The sequence below is a fragment of the Lentibacillus cibarius genome, assembly GCF_005887555.1.
Taxonomy (GTDB): domain Bacteria; phylum Bacillota; class Bacilli; order Bacillales; family Amphibacillaceae; genus Lentibacillus; species Lentibacillus cibarius.
On the sequence record NZ_VCIA01000001.1, the window covers coordinates 884,892 to 906,779 of the forward strand.

The window sequence follows — 21,888 nt, forward strand, 5'->3', positions numbered from 1 at the left end:
ACCACAGCCTAGTCAGACAACAAGCTTTCATGCACCATATTGATTACTTGCCGAACGAGCGGCAACTCATCTTCCACGTCAACATTTAACTTCAGCTTAGTGATAAGTGGTTTTAGATAATGAGCGGTTTTTTCATCTACTAAGATGGTTTCTGGAATACCTTCCATCGCTGTTATCATGTTTATAAACTGATTCTGCCAAACAGATGGACCTTCATCACCAGTTACTAGGTCCTGATATACGGCCAGCCCCTGCGTTCGTTCAACAGCCAGCGCTAATATCGGGAATGCCGGTCGTTCTTCAGGCTCGTTTTGCACAGGCATGTCCACATATTCCATAGAAAACTCGATTGTAGCCGGTATCCTTGCGATTTTCTCTACTCTTTTCAAATCCAGCTCCGAAATGGCAAGGGGGACATCCGATTCCAACTCCACTTCCGGATTGTCCTCCAGTTCCACAACCTGATTATAAAAACGAAGCGCCCCGTTTTCTTCATGTGGAACTCTTTCAAGTACGCTTTCATCAGCTATTAAATCAGGCATTTCTAAACCGTTTAGCAATTCATTATAAACTTGCATCGTTTGTTCCAAAGCCAATAGCATAAGTCTTGCTTCTTCATTATCCAACACCCAAGGATAATATCCCGGTTTGTAGCTTCGAAAAGATGGCCAGCTTTTTCGACCGCGAAATGGAATGTCATACGATTTCACCAGGTTGTAATCCGATTTTTCCAAATCCTCCCGATCTTCAAAACTCAGTAGTAAATTGCGCTGCTGCACAATAAATTCAAAATTTGGCTCGCCATCCATTAGCGAATCTATTAATGAAGCATAACCTTCCTTTCCTATGTAAACCACGAGTCCAAACATTTCGCCGCCACCGCCAAGCACAGAACAGTACACCCTTTCGCTTGTAACAGGATCGGTGACAGCAAAAATATGTTCATCAGACATACCTTCCCATGGTTTTCGTCTGAGAAATTCTTTTGCTTTGGCAAGGACATCCGGCCAACAATCATTGTCATCAGAAAGTTGTTCACTGGTTGACAACATATCTTTCAGTTGAAAACGAAACTCCTCATTCACTTCTTCGGTCAGTTCATTCCCGCTCGTATCAGGATGCGTGAGGTCAACATCCCCCATTAACACTTCACCCCTAGTATCCTCATCAGGTGCTATGTTTTTCGCACCTGTACAGTGTGGGTACACGACCCCTTGTTTAGGTTTCAATTTTTTAGTGAATTTGATTTCATGATTCCAGTTATCACCAAAATCATACACGTAGGTGAGCTTATCATCAGGCATCCTGAGCCAGTCAGCCAACAATTCTTCCTTTTCATTGTATATTTCCCTCATGCCCAAAAAGTCAGTAAAGTCATCTTGCTGCTCACGGGAAATTTCCACATGTTCCATCCGTTTACCATTCGACTTATTCACAAAAAAGCTATGTAAATGGTAATTTTCCCAGTCAAAAGCGACCTGCAGTACCCGGTGCAAGTCATAAAACGTTGTATTGCCATCGATTTGAATGTTTCGCCTGACCTGCGTCCCTACATCTTTTAATGTAACTTTCAACTCATAAATCATTATCGTCACCTCACTTGTTGAGTGTAGCATATTGTTGCTCCGTTAATGAAATGACAGAACCACACACGTGCCTAATGCATACGCTGTTACCAGTTTCAATCAAGGAGGAATGAAAAATGCATTATAATAATCAACCATACCCATACACAGGGTATACGCCGTCAGATTCAAATTATATGCCGTATCCACAACATTTTCCCCAGAATCCAAGAACAAATCATCATTACATGTCTAACCAGAAGCCTGATAGATTCGGACATACACATGCACACTTCGGCTCAACCACCTGTGAAGATAACCACAATCATTTACATCCAGGCGTAACCAGTACACCCATCAGAACTAATGAAGGCCATGTTCACGTAGTCTATGGAAACACCACCTTTGACGATGGCCATATTCATTATTATGAAGCATACACAAGTCCACCGATTCCATTGGGTAATGGCTATCATACCCACTACGCTGAAATTAAAACAACGAAAAATGACGGTCATACACATGTGATTAAAGGATATACAGCCGCGTCAAAAAGCTGAGTGGGGTCAACAAATCCCGCTCTTTTTTATATTAGAGTCGACATCTACATTACGTTAAGTTAAGAAAATTTTTCTGTGGCGTATTTTTGTGAAAAATGAGATAATATAGTAACGGAAAAGGATGAGTGATGCATGTATAAGTGATTATCATTGACTCAACGATTGATTCACTCATCAAAAAAGTTTACATAACAAGGAGTTGAGAAACCACATGACGTTTCGACCGAAAATTTTTACCGCCCATTTGCTTACTATCATTCTATGGGCATCAGCATTCCCCGGTATTCGAATGGCGCTAACAGCATACACACCAACCCATGTTTCTTTGCTGCGGTTACTGGTTGGATCGCTCCTTTTACTAGTCGTTGCTTTGTTCATAAAATTACCGCTCCCGGATTTAAAAGACATACCAATCATTTTGTTACTGGGATTTCTGGCATTCGCTGTTTATCATGTGGCGTTAAATTATGGCGAGCAAACTGTCAGTGCCGGACCAGCAAGTCTGCTTGTATCAACAGCACCCATTTTCACCGCAATCATGGCGGTCGTCTTTTTCCGAGAGCGGTTTAAATTACAGGGATGGATTGGCGCATTCATCGCGATTGTCGGTGTCGGGTTTATCTCTTTAGGAGGATCTGAGGAAATTTCTTTTAATCTGGGAGCTATGCTTATCTTACTAGCAGCACTATCAGAAAGTGTTTATTTCGTATTTCAGAATGCATACTTACAGAAGTATGGATTCTTTCCGTTTACCATGTACACCATTTGGGGCGGAACGATTTGTATGCTTGTGTTTTCGGGTGGTCTTCTACAAGAAATGGCCACGGCTCCGATTGACGTTACCATGGCCGTCGTCTATTTGGGAATATTTCCTACTGTTATCCCTTACTTCGCCATAGCATATGTAACGTCCAAAACCGGTGCTGCCGAAGCCACAAGTTCGTTATACCTGACACCGGTGTTTGCTTTTCTCATCGCTTGGATTTGGTTAGGCGAAACACCTGCTGCATCTGCCATCATTGGCGGAGTGATCACCTTGCTTGGCGTGTTTATATCGAACATGCGGAATGAAGAACAAGTGGGTACCAACGAACATGACGTGATGTCCCATGAGCAGACAGGAAATCTTTTTGACGCATAAAGACACCTCACAACTTCGTATTATTAAAAAGGTGTATACAATGTAGTGAAATTCCGATAGAATAATAATTAACCTTTATTCATAAAATTCACTAAAACGCAATGTAAGCGGATTCAAATATGAGGAGGAACATGGATGGAACTCGGGTTGTTTCAAAAGCAAACGATGAATCTTGTGATGACCACTGAGCTCAGACAGGCAATTGCTTTACTGCAGTACAACACGATCGACCTGTCCCAATTCATTCAGGAACAAGCGGTCGAAAATCCTCTCATCGAGCTTGAAGAGCAAACAACAGAACCCCGTTTTGAAGACGTACGGCATGTTCCAAACGCACGAACTTCAACGAATAGTGATGTCAGCCCACTCGATTTTATCGCGAATGACCAGCCGGATTTATATGATGACTTAATGGAGCAGGCGCAATACTTGAACATCAATGAACAAGAGCGAGGTATTTTACAGTATTTGATTCTTAATTTAGATGATCATGGCTTGTTACCTTTAACATCTGCTGAAATAGCCGATCAGCTTACGGTCAACACAGAAATGGTGGATACTTGTATTGCTATGCTGCAACGGTTAGAGCCAATTGGTGTCGGTGCCAGAGATATATACGAATGTCTGCTTTTACAGGCAACCTATTATTATCCAGGCGATGAGTTATTGGCCACCGTCATTGAACATCATTTAGAAGCGCTGGCCAATAAAAAGTGGAAAGAACTGGCCAAACGGCTGAACATTTCGTTACAGGATGTAAAACAGCTTTACGAGCAAATGATCACGCTGAACCCAAGACCATGTGCCGGTCTCTTCAACTCAGGGCCGGACGTATTGTACCCGGATGTTACAGTTGAAAACGTCAATGGAACATATACTGTTTCTTTAAATGATCATTATTTGCCTAAGATCCATCTCAATGAAACTTATATGAGCTTAAAAGACACGAACCCAAGTGCATCAAGCTATATAAAAGATCATTACCGCCAATATCAATGGCTGGTCAAAAGTATTGAACAGCGTAAAGCTACAATCATAAAAATCACTAATACGATCATTGAAAAGCAACGGCCGTTTTTAGAACACGGATTCTCCCATCTGCACCCAATGACATTAAAAGAAGTGGCTGACGCAATTGGCATGCACGAATCCACCGTTAGCAGAGCGACGAACAATAAAGTGATTCAAACACCAAGTGGTTCGTATGAAATGAGTCGGCTGTTCACCTCCAAGCTCGGAACAAGTGATAACAGCAATGCCTCGTCGGCTCAGGTAAAAATCTTATTAAAACAATTGATTGACAATGAGGATCAAAAAAAGCCACTTTCTGATCAAAAGTTGGCTGAACATGTTAAAAAACATAACGGGATAACAATCTCTCGCCGCACCGTTGCCAAGTACAGGGAAGAGCTGAACATTTTATCTTCATCGAAACGAAAGATTATTAGTTAACGCGCAGACAGACAACTGCTGCAACATGTACCTAGACAGCCAAAAAATAGCCGCCCGATAATCGGACGGCTATTTTTTCTATTGCTGTAAATTCACCCAAACGCTTTTTACTTCTGTATAGTTATCCAACGCATAGTTACCCATTTCCCGGCCAATACCGGATTGTTTATAGCCGCCAAATGCTGCCGCAGGGTTTTCCTGGTTGGTATCATTAATCCAAACCGTTCCCGCTTTCAAACGGCGCGCGACCGTGTGCCCTGTGCGGATATTTTCCGTAAAGACAGCAGCAGCCAATCCATAGTCACTGTCATTTGCCCTGCGGATGGCTTCTTCGGTTGTATTAAACGGAAATACCGCTACAACCGGGCCGAAGATTTCTTCTCTAGCAATGCGCATATCATCTTCCACATCTGCAAAAACAGTTGGCTGGACAAAGTAACCTTGATCAAACGCCCTGTCACCACCAGCTACGAGCTTGGCGCCTTCTTTTTTCCCGATTTCGATATAGTTCATGACGCGGTCAAATTGTTCTTTGGAAACGAGTGGCCCCATTTCAGTGTCCGTATCCATCCCGTTACCTAATTTCGTCGCTTTGGCCCGTTCAGCTAATCCTTCCACCACACGATCATAGTGTTTGCGGTGAACGTAGACACGTGATGTTGCGCTGCAGTTTTGGCCGTGATTATCCATAATTCCTGAAAATGCTGCGTCAATCGCTTTGTCCACATCTGCATCTTCCAGAATAAGGTTTGGCGATTTTCCACCGAGCTCAAGGGTTACATCTTTCACTTGGTCTGCAGCTTTACGCATAATTGATTTACCTACATCTGTTGACCCGGTAAAAGCTAGCTTGTCGATATCTGTATGATTTACAATCGCTTCACCCGTTGTTTCCCCGTATCCCGGAACAATGTTAACAACACCATCAGGGAAACCAGCTTCTTTAAACAGACCAGCAGCATACAATAGCGAAAGCGGTGTCTGCTCGGCAGGCTTTATGACAGATGTACACCCTGTTGCCAACGCTGCCCCCAACTTCCATGAAGCCATCGACAACGGAAAGTTCCACGGAATAATCTGACCGACAACCCCTACAGGCTCATGAACCGTATAATTTAAATAATCAGGCGAAATCGGTGTTGTTTGCCCGAGTACTTTTGTCGCCCAGCCTGCATAGTAGCGGAAATGCTCTACTGTCCCGTCAACATCATCTTCTAACGCAATCGTATAAGGCTTGCCATTATCCAATGCTTCTAATTGTGCCAGTTCTTCACGGTTTTGTTCGAGCAAATCAGCAAATTTGTAAATAAGATGAGATCGCTCCGCCGTCGTCATGGTTGCCCATTCGCTGTTTTCAAATGCTTCTCTAGCAGCTTTGACAGCTTGATCAATATCTTCTTCCTGCGCTTCACTAACTTTAGCTAGCACATCTTCCGTAGCCGGGTTATACACCTCGAATGTTTTGCCACTGGCTGCGGGTGTATAGGCTCCATTAATGTAGAGTTCCTTTTCCCCTTCCAAAAACGCTTTTACCTTTGGCTTTAATTCTACCTGTGATGTAATCATTCGAACATCCTCCTTCTAATTGATAGTTATATAGTGTCATACCAGCTTTTACGGGCAAAACTGCTGCTAGCCATCATCACCTAAGCAGCGGTTCTGTCCATTATAGCTGGATCATGATGCTGGCGATCTATCAAGTGATGCTAACAATTCTTTTAACGTCGCATCTTCATCGGTTGTTAGTCCTAACCTTGGCTTTCTGGACGGGCCACCTGCTAGTCCTTGCAGATCCATCGCCCGTTTAACAATTTGCACGTATTTTCCAGACCCTTCTATAAAGTTGCAAAGGGGAAGAACTTTATCATACAATTCCCATGCCCGTTCCATGTTGTTTTCCTGTACACTGTCAAATAAATCAGTAACCAGTTGTGGCGCGATATTTCCTGCAACCGAAATCCAGCCGGTAGCTCCTACTAATAGCGACTCAAGTGCCAAGTCATCAGATCCGCAAAATGTTTCAATAAAGCCTTTTCCTTGTCTGGAAATATCACGTGCTTTACTTATATCACCGCTTGATTCCTTAATATGGGTGATATTCTCGACATCGCGAGCAACGTTTAAAATGGTCTCCGTACCAATATCCACACCAGATGTGAATGGATTGTTGTAAATCATAACCGGAAAACTGACCGATTCTGCTACTGCTTTGAAGTGTTCATAAATCTCTTCATCTTTTGGGTGTGCATAGTAGGAGTTGATCAACAATGCTGCGTCAGCCCCCACTTCCTCAGCATGCTTCGTATACATGATGGCATCCCGGGTTGTTTCTGCAGCGGTACCGACAATCAAAGGAATCCGGCCATTCACTTGTTCCACCGCTAACTCGGCAATTTTAAATTTTTCTTCTTTCGTCAAACTGACAAACTCCCCAGTGCTACCATTAACCGCAATTCCTGCTACCCCTTGTTTTATAAAGTGCTCAATATTTTGTTTTAATCCGTTGTAGTCAACTTCCTCATCGTCATGCATTGGTGTAACGAGAACGGGAAAAGCTCCTTTTAATGCTGTCATTCTAAAACGCCTCCTTAAGGTAGTAAACAATTATTTGTTCAATTAACTATTTTATCTTGATTTTGATTGTTGTCTTGTGACTCTGTATACCATATAAATTTATTGGTAAAACCATATAGTAGTGAAATAATAATAACTAAGAAGTTAAACCATAAAAATGGTAAATAGGTGAGCGTCGACACACCGAGCGTAGTCGCCATAAATACACCGCCATCAGACCACGGCACCATTGGGGTAGTAACCGTCCCCCGGCTTCCGTATTCCTTGACAACACACGGCGGTCGATTCCTAAACGATCGTAATTCTCCTCGGTTATTTTACTTGCTGTAATAACTGAAACGTAAGCTGCACCACCAAAAAAGTTTCCAAAAAAGCCGGAAAGCATGGTTGTTACTGTTGTTTTACCCGCGTTATCAGCCCACGCAAGCATTTTTATACAAATCACACGCAGTATCCCTGTTTTCTCCATTAACCCTCCTACACCAAGGGCGAACAGGATTAAAACAATCACATCAAGCATAAAAGAGATGCCGCCACGATTTAACAGATTGTCGATGAATTCTACTCCTGAATTTATCTCACCTCCCGCGTACAGAATATTAATAGATTCCAGCGCTCCAACGCCCTGAAACAGAAAGGCCCAAATAGACCCAAGTAAGGCACCGAATAAAATAACCGGTATAGAAGGCATCTTCAGCGCAAGTAATACGATTACAACAGCTGCAGGAATCACCATATACCAACTAATATTGAAGTATTCGCTCAATGCTGTCATGGTCGCTTCAGCCTGTGATAAATCACCGCTATTATCAATAAAGAAATAACCAGTGATCACAAATAATGTTCCTGCTATCAAAAAGGCCGGCCCACTGACATATGACATTGATTTAATATGGTCAATTAAATTAACTTTAGATAACGATGCTGTCATTACTGTCGTATCCGATAAGGGTGAAAGTTTATCCCCGACATAGCAACCGGAAATAACAGCACCAGCCACAAGTGCGACAGGTAAACCAAAACTTGCTCCAATCCCCATCATTGCGATCCCTGCTGTGCCCGCTGAACCAAATGATGTTCCTGTAGCAATCGACGTAATCGCACATATGATAAATGCAGCCAGCAGAAAGATGCTCGGATGGATAATGGTTAACCCATAATAAATAATACTTGGCACAACTCCTCCGGCAATCCACGTACCAATTAATGCCCCAACAGAAATGAGTACCAATACTGCTTCAGAACCATCGTAAATACCTTTAAGCAACCCATCCTGCATCTCTTTGTAAGAATAGCCAATTCGCCAGCCTACCAGCATGATTACAAACCATGTGGTTAACAATGCTAGTTGAATAGGCAGTGAGAATTCCACTACAAACAAAAACATGATTAATGTAAACGAAATTAACACAAACAAGACTTCCGGCAGTGTTGGCAAACGCTTATCGGTGCTCATCATTACACTCCTCTTGTTATACTAGATTCATGAGTAACTTTCTTTCTCCCCTTGCTCCTGCCAGATATAAACGTCTTACTATTTCAGTAAAAACCCCCTTTCCAAGGGATCATCCGGATCATACAGAAATTGATGCTCACCGGTAATAAATGCTTGTGTTTCCATGGAATAACGCTGTGCCGATTCCCTCGCTTGTACGGCTGTCAGCTGGCTTCCGAAAATACTGTGATTGTTAAGTTTGGGCGGCTGTTCGCCTTTTTCCGCCAATGCGGTATACAATGCAAACGTACTGTCTGCCCCTGGCGAGCGCAGTATGGCCCCATCTTGTTCAAATGTGACAGAGCGAATTTCGCCTGAGGAGATGGTTTCCATTAAAATAACACCGTGGAGCGACTGGGCATCCATTTCTGCGATTATTTGTTTTCCCCATTTCATAATGGAAGATAGATAGGTCATTTCGATCGCTGGTATCGATTCAGGAAGCGAATAAATCGCATAATGCCTTGAAGCGTCTACTTCCACTAATTGATAATCCTCACCAGCTGACTCGATGACCCGACAGTCGTCAGATTCAACGCCTGCTTTTTCAACCGTTTGATTGACATATGCCGCACGAACCGTATAAATGCCGTTTACCGTCTCCACCTCGTATAGTCCATTTGCTTTTTCAGAGATATTCCCCGTTTCCAACAGGGCGGTCAGCGTCGCCATTAGCCCACTGTAGCTGAACCGATGCTCCCCCGCATGATTCACAAATAGCACGGCATAATCTGCTCGACTCGATGGTGTGACCATACAACCATTAATCCCTCGATGGCCACGTGGTTCATTTAACAAGAGTTCTTTTTCTTGTGCGTAATCGTTTTCTAGTATAGATTGATTCGACGCTATATCTTGCGTACGTAACTGCATTGGAGAATGAATAATCATTCGAAACGCCTCTCCGGCTACATGAATATCGATGGCTGTAAACATTTTTTCTACATTCATGTAAACACCTCCTTTCTAGTGGTCTTCCATTGGTGGAATTAAAAGGAACCCTTCGTTCAGGGAATCGCTTTCATGATAGAAGAAACGATGCATTCCCATCACCCATGCGGAACCAGTTACTTCTGGAAGAACTGCCTGATAATCCTTCACCTTTGTCAATTCCAAAATGCGTGCCTTAAACAACGTGCCGACGATACTTTCATAAACAAATAACTCATCAACGCCGAGTTCACCGCGACTTTTAAGCGTGGCAAGTTTCGCGGATGTCCCTGTCCCGCATGGTGACCGGTCAATCCCGCCCGGCGGAACGATAACCGTATTTTTTAAATCTGCTTCGGGATGAACTGGATCTGTGAAAAATTCAATATGCGTTAATCCATTGATAAACGGAAATTCCGGGTGAACCACTTCTTCTGTCGCATTGATGGCATTACGTATTGTAATAGCCTTATCAATGATGACTGATGCATTTTCCGTCGTTAGTTCCAGCCCAAGTTTACGTGCATCAATAATTCCGTAAAAGTTTCCACCGTAAGCAATGTCACACGCCACATGGCCAACCCCGTCAACATCTATTTCAATCGATTTCAATAAGAACGAAGGAACATTAGCAAACGTCACCTCCTTGGCTTTGCCATCCTCCACTTTAATGGTGGTTTTCACTAATCCGGCTGGTGTATCCACATTTAATTTGGTATATGGTTCACTAACCTCAACCATCCCCGCTTCAACCAAAGCCGTACAATATCCAATCGTATCGTGCCCACACATCGGTAAATAGCCGCCCGTTTCGATGTAAATGACACCGACATCAGCTTCCGGGTGACAAGGAGGGACCATGATTGCACCAGACATAACATCATGCCCTCTAGGTTCGTTCATTAAAAAATTTCTAATCCAATCGAAATGCTCTTTCATGTAAAGCATTTTTTCCGACATGGTTTCCCCGTGTAATTCCGGCATCCCGCTCAGCACCGTTCTAGTCGGGTTCCCCCCCGTATGCGTATCAATGGTGGTAAATAAACGCTGAAAATTCATCTAATTTGTCACCCTCTCTTTAAAACGGTCATACCTTAGTGGTTCTAATGGTATCGATGTCTCCTTTTCCGATAACATTTCTTCCATCACTTTTCCTGTAATCGCTGCCAAACTGATTCCATCCCCCTCATGCCCCGCTGCAACATAAAAACCTGGAACTTCATCTACGTGTGAAACAACCGGCAGATGATCTGCTGTCCACGGTCGCAATCCGGCGTATGTTCTGATCACCATCATATCCGCCATTTTTGGATAAAATCGTACAGCCCGTTTAGCGATATATTTCGTTACGTCATGATTTACTTTAATGTCGAATCCATTAAATTCTCTGCTGCTTCCAATGAGAAAGTTCTGGCTTTCCGTCGGTTCAAATACAAGCGCTACGCCATATTTGTCAGTTACCGGATCAACTACCCGCTCACCGCCGAATTTGGAGATAAGATACCCAAACTCCATCACTTTCCTGAGTCCGACTGGCTGTTCTCTGGAAGCAACAATTAATTGACCTTTCCGAGGTTTAATTGGAATATCCACATCAAGCATTTCTCCAATGAATGGTGCCCAAACGCCACATGCATTGACCACTTTATTAGCGGTAAACGTTTCGCCACTTGTTTCAATGACAAACTGTCCGGCACTATCCTTGGAAACATTTTTTACTTCGGTATGTGTATGTACCTTTGCCCCATGTTTCTGTGCACTGTGGAACATGGAATACGTAAGCATATAAGGATTAACCGTTGAATCCGTTTTACACTCCAGGCCACCATAAAGATCGTCGGCAAAATACTTTGATTCATTTCTGAGGTCTTGCCGGTCGAGCATTTTAAATTCCAACCCTGCATCTTGCTGCTGTTTCACCCATTTCTGTGCGGCGTCAAGTTCCTGGTCATTTTCGCAAACAAGGATGCTTCCCGGATTACGATACTCAAATGAAATCTCCAAATCTTTATTCAATTCATGCACGAGCTGCTGACTTTTTAACGACATCTGACTATCAAAACCCGGATCTTTATCAATAGCAAGAATATTTCCGTCGCACCTGGAGGAAGTACCACTTGCCAACTCCTTTTTTTCAAGAACTGTTATATTCAAACCTGCTTTCGAGCAGTAATACGCAATCGCTGCACCCATAATGCCGCCGCCAATGACAACAATATCTCGATGCTGTACATCTCCCATACAATCTTCCTCCCTATTTTCCTTCATCATTCATTATGCAAATTCCATGCCAACATAATCGTTCCTTCTTATCATTGGTTTGCTATTGATTTTATTAGGAGAATGTGTAAAAATAATTAGAAAGTGTTTAAAAATTTATACAATAAAGGGATGTGATTTATTTTGCTAACACTTCAATCCATTAAGCCCTTTGTAAATAAACAATTTATTCTAGCAAACAGTGAGGAAACTATTGAAAAAGAATTACAGCGGTCGACAGAAGCATCCTCATCGAAAAGAGTATTGCTACAAACAGGAACGCAATTTTTTGATGTTCGAATTTCTGGCATTACAGAACAGCCAGTCTACGTATTATGCGGAACCGTTTCCATCAATGATGATATGAAGAAAGTACTAACCGAACTGGCCGAACGGGAATGCATCGTCGTAGTAGACAAGCAAGGAGCGGCCGGCTATATAAGTGCAAATGAATTATGTCAACATTTATATACAAACTATCAGCAGTTGAATGCTTACATCGATACGATTCTTGCTACCACCGACGAGTCCTGTACGGTAATCGACCAGGACAAAAACGTGATCACGTGGACAAAGGGTGCTGAACGACTATTTTCCATCAAACAAGAAGATATTATAGGCAAGCCAATCAACGAATTTTTCAGCCGCGAACGACTAGAAATCTTTAACTCGCTTGAGAAAGGAACCTCCGTCCATCATCAACAGCATAAAGCAAAAGAAAATCAAGTCGTGCTCATTAACTCAAACCCAGTCTACTTTAATAACAACATTATTGGTGCCGTCGTCTCGGAAACTGATATAACCAGTCAAATAAGGTTGAATAAAGAGTTATACCATGCAAGTGAAAAACTATTTAACTTGGAAAAAGAAGTAACAAAATTAACCGCAAGCGAAGACCCTTTTCAAAATATACGCGGAAACAGTCCTGCACTTAAGAAAACAATCGATAAAATCGAAAAGGCCTCCTCAACTGATGCAAGCATTTTAATCCACGGGGAAAGTGGTGTCGGGAAAGAGCTTTTCGCTAAAGCAGCCCATAACGTGCGTGAAGATGAGAACGCACCATTTGTCGCTATTAATTGCGGTGCTATTCCTTCTGCGCTATTCGAGAGTGAAATATTCGGTTATGAAAAAGGAGCCTTTTCCGGAGCAGATCAGAAAGGAAAAAAAGGTAAAGCACAACTCGCGAAAGGCGGCACATTATTTTTAGACGAAATTGGTGAGATGCCGCTGGAAATGCAAGTAAAAATACTGCGCTTGCTGCAGGAAAAGAAATTCTATCCTGTAGGCGGTACAAAAGAAATTGAAGTCGACTTTCGTGTCATTGCAGCTACAAACAAAGACTTGCAAGAACTTGTCAACGAAAATAAATTCCGAGCAGACTTGTATTATCGCTTAAATGTCGTCAGCGTTGAAGTACCCCCATTGCGCAAACGGCCGGCGGATATCATCGAGCTGACCCACTACTTCTTACATGAAATATCAATTAAATACAACCGCCCTATTCACGGAATATCCCAGGACATCATGCAAGCGTTGCTCCAGCATCAGTGGCCCGGAAATACTAGAGAGCTAAAAAATGTGATCGAACGTTTAGTGGTATTCTCAGAAGACGGGGAAATAAAGCTTGATGAAATCCCATTTGAATTCGATCAAGCTAAGGCTTCTTCCAGTACTAGTCAAATAGAATTCAATCACAATGACAATCGCTCATTGAGTGCTAGACTGCAAGATGTTGAGAAAAATATCATTCTTAATGAGTTGGAGAAAACGGACGGAAACAAACTGCAATGTGCTAAAAACCTGAACATTACGCGGGCTACCCTGTACAACCGGATCAAAAAACTGGGGATAACGTAACATGAAATCGGAAGCATAGAAGTGTTATTCGTCCACGAGGCGGGATAAGCATCTTCCATTGGCATCATTCTTGCATGTCATTCTATGTAAACGCATTTATTATTTCAGAGGTGATCCAATTGACCGAACATGAATTAATGGTATGCCGCTGTGAAGAGGTTACCTTTAAAGAACTTAGTGAAACTGCATCGAAATATCAATGCTCAGCCAGAGAACTAAAACTCCGAACCCGTGCCGGCATGGGATACTGTGGCGGTCGGACGTGCAGACCGCTTGTCGATAAAGTAACACGTGATTTGGAACAGAACAGTCAAAGTCAGGTCACATTAAAATATCAACCGCCCGTCCGCCCAATCAGTTTCGGTAATTTAGGAGGCGAGCAGAATGAGTAAGCGAATCACCGACCATCCCGTCCTCGGTCCCTTGGAGGAACAAAAAGAGGTATCGTTCACATTTAATGGCCAAACATTAATTGGCAGAGAAAATGAGTCAATCGCCGCTGCACTTCTTGCCAATGGCATACGCACATTGCGCCACCATGAAGACAGTGGATCTCCAAGGGGCATTTATTGCAACATTGGACACTGTTTTGAATGCCGGGTAACAGTCAACAGTAAGCAAGGTGTCCGATCCTGCCTCACCCCTTTGCAAGAAGGAATGACCATTCAAAGTGGTGGCCCGCTTCCTTCACCAGTGAGGGATTGGAGGAATGCACATGAATGATGTCATTATTATCGGAGCAGGTCCGGCTGGGTTATCTGCTGCAGTCACCTGTGCCCGTAAAGGTTTACAAGTACTGGTAATCGATGAATATATGAAACCAGGCGGACGTTTGCTTGGACAACTTTATGAGCAGCCGGATGGGACATGGTGGAATGGCATTCAAGAATCCGCCCGTTTACATCGACAAGCAACCGACCTTGGGGTACAAATCTTGCTGAACACACCTGTTCATAACTTAGAACGCGATGAAGACCAATGGACGATTTATACGGAAAAAAATATATATTCTACAAATCATTTACTGTTGGCAACCGGCGCCGCGGAATCCCCGGTGCCTGTTCCGGGCTGGACATTACCTGGCGTCATGTCTGTCGGGGCAGCACAAGTGATGACCAATGTCCACCGCGTGAAACCAGGAGAACGGGGCGTCATCATTGGTGTGAATGCCCTTTCCGCTGTCATCGCCTCAGAACTGCAGATGGCAGGCGTCAACGTAGCAGCACTGGCACTACCGGAGCGAAACAAGCTTACCCAAGAAGCAGCACAGCCGGAAAGCGTGATGAATGACTTGCTGCATGTTGCCCATATGGCACCTTCTGCCCTAATGCGATTTGGCAGTAAACTGATGAAAAACGATCTGATGAAACAGCTGGGCATTACCTTCTACCCGAAAAGCGGTTTTAAAATGTGGGGGATTCCGATTCAGCTTCGAAAAGCAGTCGTGGAAATCTACGGTAATAAACAAGTCGAAGGTGTAAAGATAGCAACCGTTCGACCAGATGGAGACATCATTCCCGGCACAGAGGAAACCATCTCCTGCGACTTTGTATGCATTGCAGGCGGATTATACCCATTAACCGAACTGGCAGCTGTTGCAGGTTGCCCATTTTACCTGATTGATGAACTCGGCGGCTATGTCCCGCTGCACAACAATAGAATGGAAACGGCTTTGGACGGCCTATACGTTGCCGGTAATATCACCGGAATTGAAGGGGCGAAAATCGCCATTGATCAAGGAACAGTGGCCGGTCTGACCATCGCAGCCAATCATGGTGTCAACGAACTTGAGAACGAAATCGAACAAGCAATTGCATCCGTCAGCCAAACAAGGGATCAGGCACCATTTCAGTTTGACCCGAATGTCAGAAAGGGAAAACGGATTATGCAGGAGAAGTGGGAAGAATATCAAAGAAGTAAAAGTGAATGGACGGTTGGGTAATAAACCTAAAGACTTGAAATCATACTAGATTAATATCATTTAAATGGCCCACTTAGACTAATATCTAGTGGGCCATTGTTGCGAATAAATCTCCATCCATATGAATACAACCCATCATTATCAATTGGATAGTGTATAATTTTTTATACAGTTATTTGCGCTCACGTCTTTTTACCCCACAGAGACCTCAATGTCACACGTCTATGATAAACTTTTCACTCAAACGGCACAAAAATTGCATAATATTCAGTAGATTGAAAGGGTTAATTTAGAGGGGAGGAAAAGCGGGAACTGAATGAAACTTCCATTAATGGAGGAAATATAAACTAAGGAGGAACGATGATATGCGTATTGTTTCAAAACAAGAATCAATTGTAGAAAATTTTCATGGTGTTGACGTTGCCGACCCTTACCGGTGGCTTGAGGATGCTGAAACGGCTGAGACAAAAGAATGGACAGAAGCACAAAACCTTCGTACAAGGGACTACCTTGACAGCTATCCTGAGAGACAAAAACTTAAAGAAAGATTGTCAACTTTAATGAATTACCCTAAATATTCAGCACCACAAAAACACGGTGCCTATTACTACTTCCATAAAAACGATGGATTACAAAATCAGCCTGTATTTTACAGGAGCAAGTCCATAAATGAACCTGTTGAAATGGAAGTTGTCATTGATCCGAATAAACTCAATAACAATGGTACTGCCGCTATTACTAATATTAGTTTTAGCCAGAGCGGATCTATGCTTGCTTATGGTGTCTCCTACAATGGAAGTGACTGGCAAGAAGTTAAAATTAAAAACTTGCAAACGATGGAAGATCTCCCCGAAGTCTTAGAGTGGTGCAAATTTAGTAATATCGCATGGAGCGAAGATGACAGCGGATTTTACTATAACCGTTATCCAGAGCAACATTTTTTTACTGATGAAAGCTTTTATAACAGTGTTTACTGGCACACACTGGGAACCCTACAATCCGAAGACATACTTATCCACGAGGACAGGAATAACAAAGAACTGTCTTTTCTTCCAGTATTATCGGATGATAATCAATATCTCATTCTAAAGGTATATAATGGTACTGAACCGAAGAGCAGAATTTTTTACCGGAGCGTGGACAGTGACGGGGAATTCGTTCGCCTAATCAATGATGGAGAAGATTATTTTTCGTTCATCGGTAATGACGACGACACATTTTACATTTATACCAATAATAAGGCGCCAAAAGGAAGACTCATCGCTGTTGATTTGAAACAGCCGGATAGAGAGCATTGGCAGACGGTGATTCCTGAAACGAACAATACATTATCGATGATTAAGCTTAAACAGGGGCACTTTATCGTCGCTTATCTGCAAAGCGCATACGACGAGCTAAAAGTTTTCGATAAAAAGGGCAATCTGAAAAAGAAACCGTCTCTCCCTTCATATATCACCATAACCGATATACAGGGGAAAAATGATGGAGAAGAACTATTTATTCAATATACATCCTATCTCCATCCTCCTAAAACGGTAAAATATGTACTGGAAGACGACCAAATGGAAGAATGTCTGAAATCAGATGCACCAATCCAGTCCAATCAATTCGAAACAAAACAGGTTTTCTACCGTTCAAAAGACGGTACAGAGATCCCGATGTTTATTACACATAAAAAAGGACTAAAGCTTGATGGTAATAACCCGACACTTCTCTTTGGCTATGGCGGATACAACATTAGCTTAACACCTTCTTTTTCCCCATCACAGATGCTGTGGATGGAGAATGGTGGCGTTTATGTCGTTGCCAATCTGCGAGGTGGTGGTGAGTTTGGCGAGAACTGGCATTTAGCCGGAATACTTAAGAAGAAACAAAATGTTTTTGACGATTTCATTGCAGCTGCAGAATGGTTAATCGATAACAACTATACCAGCTCGCAAAAGCTTGCAATCATGGGAGGAAGTAACGGTGGACTGCTAGTTGGTGCATGTATTACACAACGGCCAGAATTGTTCGGTGCAGCTTTATGCCTTGTCCCGGTTACCGATATGCTGCGATTTCACCGGTTTACTGTCGGCCGTTTCTGGACTACAGAATTCGGCAATGCGGAAGAAAACCCTGATCATTTCAAATTCATGTATGAATATTCGCCGCTGCATAACGTAAAAGATGGTGTGGAATACCCTCCTACACTTATTACAACAGCCGATACGGATGATAGAGTTGTTCCTTTACACGCCAAAAAATTTACGGCAACGTTGCAGGAAGCACAATCCGGGGACAATCCAATTCTTTTGCGAGTTGAAAAAAATGCCGGCCATGGTATGGGAAAACCCACATCTAAAATAATTGAAGAGCAAACAGATTTGTATACTTTTTTGTTTAAGCAATTCGGGATATTTGTTTAACAATTGCTCCATTTTTAAGTAGGAATGTCGATAGTACAATTACCGACATTCCTTTTTGCTATTGATTAATAAAATACGTACATTATCTTATCTAAATGAAATGGACATTTACGTAAAATAAGGTATCTTCAGATTTTCATAGTCAATACTAAATAATTACCAGCTCTTTCGTCGATGGTGTTAACACTTCACATCCACCCTCAGTTATTAACAGCACGTCTTCTACACGCGCACCGCCTAAATCTGGAATGTAAATGCCGGGCTCAACAGTTACTGTCATTCCTGCCTTAAGTTCTTTTTCTTTCATAACAGAAAAGAGAGGCTTTTCATGCACTTCTAAGCCGATGCCATGACCAGTTCCTGTACCGGATTGTTCATTATATCCTGTTTTCATCAAGTGCTTCCGCATTAACCAATCAACGTCTTGATCGCTGATTCCCGCCTTTATATTCCTTACACAATTTTTGAATGATTTCAAAACGATCTCCTGTATTTCCTTTATTTTGGAATCCGGCTCACCTAGAGAGACAGTTCTGGATATATCTGCCCAATAACTCTGGTAATTGGCACCAAAATCTATCGTAATCATTTCTCCTTTTTCTATTTTCTTATCACTGGCCCGGCCATGTGGCATTGATGAACGAACCCCTGATGCAACAATGGGAGGAAAGCCAGTAGTTGTACCGCCATTTTTTTTAATAAAAGATTGGAGCTCTTCGGATACATCCATCTCTGTCATTCCTGGATGGATATATTCAAGTATGTGTAAATAGGCTTGGTCGGTTATGTGCGATGCAGTTTTAAGCTTCGTAAGCTCTGCTTCAGATTTAATCATGCGCAAATCTTCAATAAGGTCAAAGGTAGGTATTAATTCCGTATGCATCAGCTCTTTCACTTTGCAATAAGCACCATAGTTAAGGTGCTGCTGTTCAAAGCCTAATCGATTTATTCCCAATGCATTTACTTGTTTGGCAACTTCCGTGAAAATTTTATCTTTATGTCCAGTATGTTCTGCATGCAGAATAACATCAAAATCCGTCTGTATTTTTGCCTGCTCCACATATCGATAGTCAGTAATGAGTATTTTTTCATTTTTGGTTATCAGTAGAACTCCATTGCTTCCAGTAAAACCGGAAAGATATCTTCTGTTCCAGGCCCCCGTAATCATTAATCCATCGAATTCTTCAGTATTCAATTTACTTTGTGTTCTTCGGATATTAGACATTGTTATCCTCCCTATATTAGTTTTCTTAAAAGTTCTCCTATTTTCTTTGACTTTTTCTTACCCCCTACCCGACAGTCACTCATGTAATGCTATACTTTCACCGCTGAAAAAACAGGGGTTATCCCAGTAGATCCTTATTAATAATAAAAAAAATATGATGAAACAGTTGATGTAATTAAAATGAACAAACCAAACAACAATAACTTAGTGCCAATGGAACTTTTTAACGGGGCTATATCATTTGTTACTCTTTCCTCCTCAAGTTCCGACACATAGTTTTCTATCTTGGAGCTTTTTTTAAAAAATAGTCGAAAGCTATTAATAGTATTTTTAAATACATTATTTTCTATCAGCCAGAAAACGCCCCCTATCATAAAACATAGTAAACCGAAAAGGAAGAATTTATCCCAGAATACTACATTCACTGTTCCTGTCATTGTAAGCATTAGAAGAATCACAAAGACTATAGGTAGTAACCACTTATTTATTTTCATTGCCATCACCTTTTAGAAAAATCACGTAGGTATGATTGTTTCATTATTCTGTTGTTTAAGTTTCTTGTATTCCAACTCTGTACATGCTACCCAGTGATTTTTCTTAACTTGTCGTAGAGTTGAACTATCAAGTTCGCCCTCCCACTTTGAAACACTATTGCCAGCCTTTTTCTTTTCTGTATCTGGATCAGGCAATGGTATTGCATCAAGAAGAGATTTCGTATAGCCATGTAGAGGATTTCTATACAGTTCATCACTATCGGCTATTTCAACTAGTTTTCCTTGGTACATCACACCAATTTTATCACTGATATGTTTCACCATGGATAAATCATGTGCGATAAACAAAAAAGTAAGTCCTTTTTCCTTCTGCAGTTTCCTCATTAAATTAATAATTTGTGCTTGAATAGAAACATCAAGTGCGGAAATGGGTTCGTCGGCAATAATGAATTCTGGCTCCACTGCTAATGCTCTGGCTATTCCAATACGTTGACGCTGTCCACCACTAAACTCGTGAGGGTATCGACTTGAATGCTCCTTTTGTAATCCCACCGTTTCCAGTAATTCATAAACTTTTGTAAGCCGCTCTTTTTTATTGTGGTATAAACCGTGTATATCTAGACCCTCAGCGATAATATCGGAAACCGTCCATCTTGGATTGAGAGAGGAATATGGGTCTTGAAATATCATTTGTATTTCTTTATTTAAGTCACTTTTACTTTTTTGCTTAATGTCAGCTCCTTTGAATAAAATTTGACCAGAAGTAGCATTATATAATTGTACCAACGTCCTTCCAGTGGTTGACTTACCACATCCTGACTCACCTACAAGCCCAAATACCTCCCCTTTACAAATATCAAATGTTATACCATCAACTGCTTTAACACTACTTCTTCTTCCTGTTTTGAAATGCTGTTTGAGTTCTTTTACTTCTAAAATTTTTTCAGTAGAAACGGTTGGCTTGGTACCATAATTAGTTGTATCTTCCCGATTACCCAACTGCTGTTGATAGAACTCCTTTGCCTTTTTGGATGCTTTTTCATGCATTAACCAGGTTGCGACAAAGTGTGTATCCGATACCTCAAAAAATGGTGGTTCATAAAGATAGTCAATTTTCAACGCATGTTTGTTGCGTTCTGCAAAGGCATCCCCCGCTGGAGGAACCATGAGATTTGGGGGTGAACCTGGGATGGTTGCCAATTCATCCTGTATTTTGGATAAATTTGGCATTGCATTTAGCAAACCAATAGTATAGGGGTGTTTTGGATTATAAAAAATCTCTTCAGCTTTCCCTATCTCCACAATTTTCCCAGCATACATAACTGCTACTCGATCTGCTATATTTGCAACAACTCCCAAATCATGTGTAATAAATATAATGGATGTGCCTAGCCGTTGTTGAATATCTTTAAGTAAATCGAGTACTTGAGCCTGTACCGTTACATCAAGTGCAGTCGTAGGTTCGTCAGCTATTAATATATCCGGGTTGCATGCTAGCGCCATAGCAATTACCACTCTTTGTTGCATACCGCCTGAAAATTGGTGCGGATAATGATTGATTCGATTGGCAGCATCATGAATTCCCACTAGTTCCAATAATTCAATTGCCTTTTTTGAAGCAACACCTCTTGATACATTCTGATGTGCTATCATTCCTTCTATTATTTGCTTTTTTACAGGCATTGTTGGATTCAGTGAAGTCATAGGATCTTGAAAAATAATTGATATTTCCGATCCCCTTATTTTACGAATTTCTTTTTTAGATAGGTTTCCAACATTCTTATTTTTATAATGTATGTTACCACTGGTTATTTTACCAGGAGGACTTGGAATTAACCCTATTAAGCTTTTAGACATAACAGATTTACCTGACCCTGACTCTCCAACCACAGCTAATGTTTCACCTTTATATAAATCAAAGGAAATTCCTCTTACTGCTTTCACTTCCCCCTCGTACGTATCAAACGAGACACTTAAATCCTCTACCGACAGTACTTTATCCAA

Annotated in this window: 17 protein-coding genes and 1 pseudogene; 8 read left to right on the forward strand and 10 right to left on the reverse strand. The window is 41.8% G+C overall.

Translation table 11 applies throughout. From position 1 onward, the window contains the following. Nucleotides 1–8 precede the first annotated feature (8 nt). Nucleotides 9–1,586 carry a plasmid pRiA4b ORF-3 family protein gene (locus tag FFL34_RS04380; protein ID WP_171046267.1) on the reverse strand — a complete coding sequence of 526 codons (1,578 nt, stop codon included), beginning with the start codon at nt 1,584–1,586 and terminating at the stop codon, nt 9–11. 116 nt (nt 1,587–1,702) lie between these two features. Here FFL34_RS04380 and FFL34_RS04385 point away from each other — a divergent pair, with 116 nt between their 5' ends. The 3 genes from FFL34_RS04385 (at nt 1,703) to rpoN (ending at nt 4,718) form a co-directional block, all read left to right on the forward strand. Next, entirely contained in the window at nt 1,703–2,125 is a 423-nt protein-coding gene (locus tag FFL34_RS04385) for a YmaF family protein (RefSeq protein WP_138601825.1), read from the forward strand. Between the two features lie 211 nt (nt 2,126–2,336). Continuing rightward, nucleotides 2,337–3,266 carry a DMT family transporter gene (locus FFL34_RS04390; RefSeq protein WP_138601827.1) on the forward strand — a complete coding sequence of 310 codons (930 nt, stop codon included), beginning with the start codon at nt 2,337–2,339 and terminating at the stop codon, nt 3,264–3,266. Nucleotides 3,267–3,401: 135 nt separating this feature from the next. After that, a complete protein-coding gene (gene rpoN, locus FFL34_RS04395) occupies nt 3,402–4,718 on the forward strand; it encodes an RNA polymerase factor sigma-54 (protein WP_138601829.1) in 1,317 nt (438 codons plus the stop codon). A 78-nt stretch (nt 4,719–4,796) separates the two neighbouring features. On the opposite strand, the gene FFL34_RS04400 is transcribed toward rpoN, so the two are convergent. The 6 genes and pseudogenes from FFL34_RS04400 to FFL34_RS04425 all read right to left on the reverse strand — a co-directional run bounded on the left by FFL34_RS04400 (nt 4,797) and on the right by FFL34_RS04425 (nt 11,958). Then, nucleotides 4,797–6,284: an aldehyde dehydrogenase family protein gene (locus FFL34_RS04400; protein WP_138601831.1), complete on the reverse strand. Its 1,488-nt coding sequence runs from the start codon at nt 6,282–6,284 to the stop codon at nt 4,797–4,799. Nucleotides 6,285–6,395: 111 nt separating this feature from the next. Further along, nucleotides 6,396–7,292: a 4-hydroxy-tetrahydrodipicolinate synthase gene (dapA, locus tag FFL34_RS04405; protein ID WP_138601832.1), complete on the reverse strand. Its 897-nt coding sequence runs from the start codon at nt 7,290–7,292 to the stop codon at nt 6,396–6,398. 38 nt (nt 7,293–7,330) lie between these two features. Then, nucleotides 7,331–8,748: pseudogene (gene nhaC / locus FFL34_RS04410) on the reverse strand (Na+/H+ antiporter NhaC). A 78-nt stretch (nt 8,749–8,826) separates the two neighbouring features. After that, a complete protein-coding gene (locus FFL34_RS04415; RefSeq protein WP_138601834.1) occupies nt 8,827–9,738 on the reverse strand; it encodes a proline racemase family protein in 912 nt (303 codons plus the stop codon). A 15-nt stretch (nt 9,739–9,753) separates the two neighbouring features. Next, on the reverse strand, nt 9,754–10,776 hold the full coding sequence (locus FFL34_RS04420; protein ID WP_138601836.1) for a proline racemase family protein: 1,023 nt from the start codon (nt 10,774–10,776) through the stop codon (nt 9,754–9,756). Beyond that, nucleotides 10,777–11,958, reverse strand: a complete 1,182-nt coding sequence (locus tag FFL34_RS04425) for an NAD(P)/FAD-dependent oxidoreductase (protein WP_138601838.1) — start codon at nt 11,956–11,958, stop codon at nt 10,777–10,779. 207 nt (nt 11,959–12,165) lie between these two features. Here FFL34_RS04425 and FFL34_RS04430 point away from each other — a divergent pair, with 207 nt between their 5' ends. From FFL34_RS04430 to FFL34_RS04450, 5 genes are all read left to right on the forward strand, one after another. Beyond that, nucleotides 12,166–13,836: a sigma-54 interaction domain-containing protein gene (locus FFL34_RS04430; protein WP_171046432.1), complete on the forward strand. Its 1,671-nt coding sequence runs from the start codon at nt 12,166–12,168 to the stop codon at nt 13,834–13,836. 74 nt (nt 13,837–13,910) lie between these two features. After that, nucleotides 13,911–14,228, forward strand: a complete 318-nt coding sequence (locus FFL34_RS04435) for a (2Fe-2S)-binding protein (RefSeq protein ID WP_138601840.1) — start codon at nt 13,911–13,913, stop codon at nt 14,226–14,228. Continuing rightward, entirely contained in the window at nt 14,221–14,559 is a 339-nt protein-coding gene (locus tag FFL34_RS04440) for a (2Fe-2S)-binding protein (protein ID WP_138601842.1), read from the forward strand. Before FFL34_RS04435 ends, FFL34_RS04440 begins: the two co-directional genes overlap by 8 nt. Continuing rightward, a complete protein-coding gene (locus FFL34_RS04445) occupies nt 14,552–15,778 on the forward strand; it encodes an NAD(P)/FAD-dependent oxidoreductase (RefSeq protein ID WP_138601844.1) in 1,227 nt (408 codons plus the stop codon). Before FFL34_RS04440 ends, FFL34_RS04445 begins: the two co-directional genes overlap by 8 nt. A gap of 344 nt (nt 15,779–16,122) precedes the next feature. Next, a complete protein-coding gene (locus FFL34_RS04450; protein ID WP_138601846.1) occupies nt 16,123–18,165 on the forward strand; it encodes a prolyl oligopeptidase family serine peptidase in 2,043 nt (680 codons plus the stop codon). Between the two features lie 148 nt (nt 18,166–18,313). Here FFL34_RS04450 and FFL34_RS04455 read toward each other — a convergent pair whose 3' ends face one another. The 3 genes from FFL34_RS04455 to FFL34_RS18910 form a co-directional block, all read right to left on the reverse strand. Beyond that, nucleotides 18,314–19,390 carry a M24 family metallopeptidase gene (locus tag FFL34_RS04455; RefSeq protein WP_138601848.1) on the reverse strand — a complete coding sequence of 359 codons (1,077 nt, stop codon included), beginning with the start codon at nt 19,388–19,390 and terminating at the stop codon, nt 18,314–18,316. A 137-nt stretch (nt 19,391–19,527) separates the two neighbouring features. Continuing rightward, nucleotides 19,528–19,890 carry a DUF3899 domain-containing protein gene (locus tag FFL34_RS19015; RefSeq protein WP_138601850.1) on the reverse strand — a complete coding sequence of 121 codons (363 nt, stop codon included), beginning with the start codon at nt 19,888–19,890 and terminating at the stop codon, nt 19,528–19,530. 15 nt (nt 19,891–19,905) lie between these two features. After that, complete coding sequence (locus tag FFL34_RS18910) at nt 19,906–21,888, reverse strand: ABC transporter ATP-binding protein (RefSeq protein ID WP_138601852.1); 1,983 nt, start codon at nt 21,886–21,888, stop codon at nt 19,906–19,908.

Excerpts from the sequence above, each read along its gene's own strand:
- FFL34_RS04380 (WP_171046267.1), bottom strand. The coding sequence starts at position 1,586 with ATGATTTATGAGTTGAAAGTTACATTAAAAGATGTAGGGACGCAGGTC.
- FFL34_RS04385 (WP_138601825.1), top strand. The coding sequence starts at position 1,703 with ATGCATTATAATAATCAACCATACCCATACACAGGGTATACGCCGTCA.
- FFL34_RS04390 (WP_138601827.1), top strand. The coding sequence starts at position 2,337 with ATGACGTTTCGACCGAAAATTTTTACCGCCCATTTGCTTACTATCATT.
- rpoN (WP_138601829.1), top strand. The coding sequence starts at position 3,402 with ATGGAACTCGGGTTGTTTCAAAAGCAAACGATGAATCTTGTGATGACC.
- FFL34_RS04400 (WP_138601831.1), bottom strand. The coding sequence starts at position 6,284 with ATGATTACATCACAGGTAGAATTAAAGCCAAAGGTAAAAGCGTTTTTG.
- dapA (WP_138601832.1), bottom strand. The coding sequence starts at position 7,292 with ATGACAGCATTAAAAGGAGCTTTTCCCGTTCTCGTTACACCAATGCAT.
- FFL34_RS04415 (WP_138601834.1), bottom strand. The coding sequence starts at position 9,738 with ATGAATGTAGAAAAAATGTTTACAGCCATCGATATTCATGTAGCCGGA.
- FFL34_RS04420 (WP_138601836.1), bottom strand. The coding sequence starts at position 10,776 with ATGAATTTTCAGCGTTTATTTACCACCATTGATACGCATACGGGGGGG.
- FFL34_RS04425 (WP_138601838.1), bottom strand. The coding sequence starts at position 11,958 with ATGGGAGATGTACAGCATCGAGATATTGTTGTCATTGGCGGCGGCATT.
- FFL34_RS04435 (WP_138601840.1), top strand. The coding sequence starts at position 13,911 with ATGTCATTCTATGTAAACGCATTTATTATTTCAGAGGTGATCCAATTG.
- FFL34_RS04440 (WP_138601842.1), top strand. The coding sequence starts at position 14,221 with ATGAGTAAGCGAATCACCGACCATCCCGTCCTCGGTCCCTTGGAGGAA.
- FFL34_RS04445 (WP_138601844.1), top strand. The coding sequence starts at position 14,552 with ATGAATGATGTCATTATTATCGGAGCAGGTCCGGCTGGGTTATCTGCT.
- FFL34_RS04450 (WP_138601846.1), top strand. The coding sequence starts at position 16,123 with ATGCGTATTGTTTCAAAACAAGAATCAATTGTAGAAAATTTTCATGGT.
- FFL34_RS04455 (WP_138601848.1), bottom strand. The coding sequence starts at position 19,390 with ATGTCTAATATCCGAAGAACACAAAGTAAATTGAATACTGAAGAATTC.
- FFL34_RS19015 (WP_138601850.1), bottom strand. The coding sequence starts at position 19,890 with ATGGCAATGAAAATAAATAAGTGGTTACTACCTATAGTCTTTGTGATT.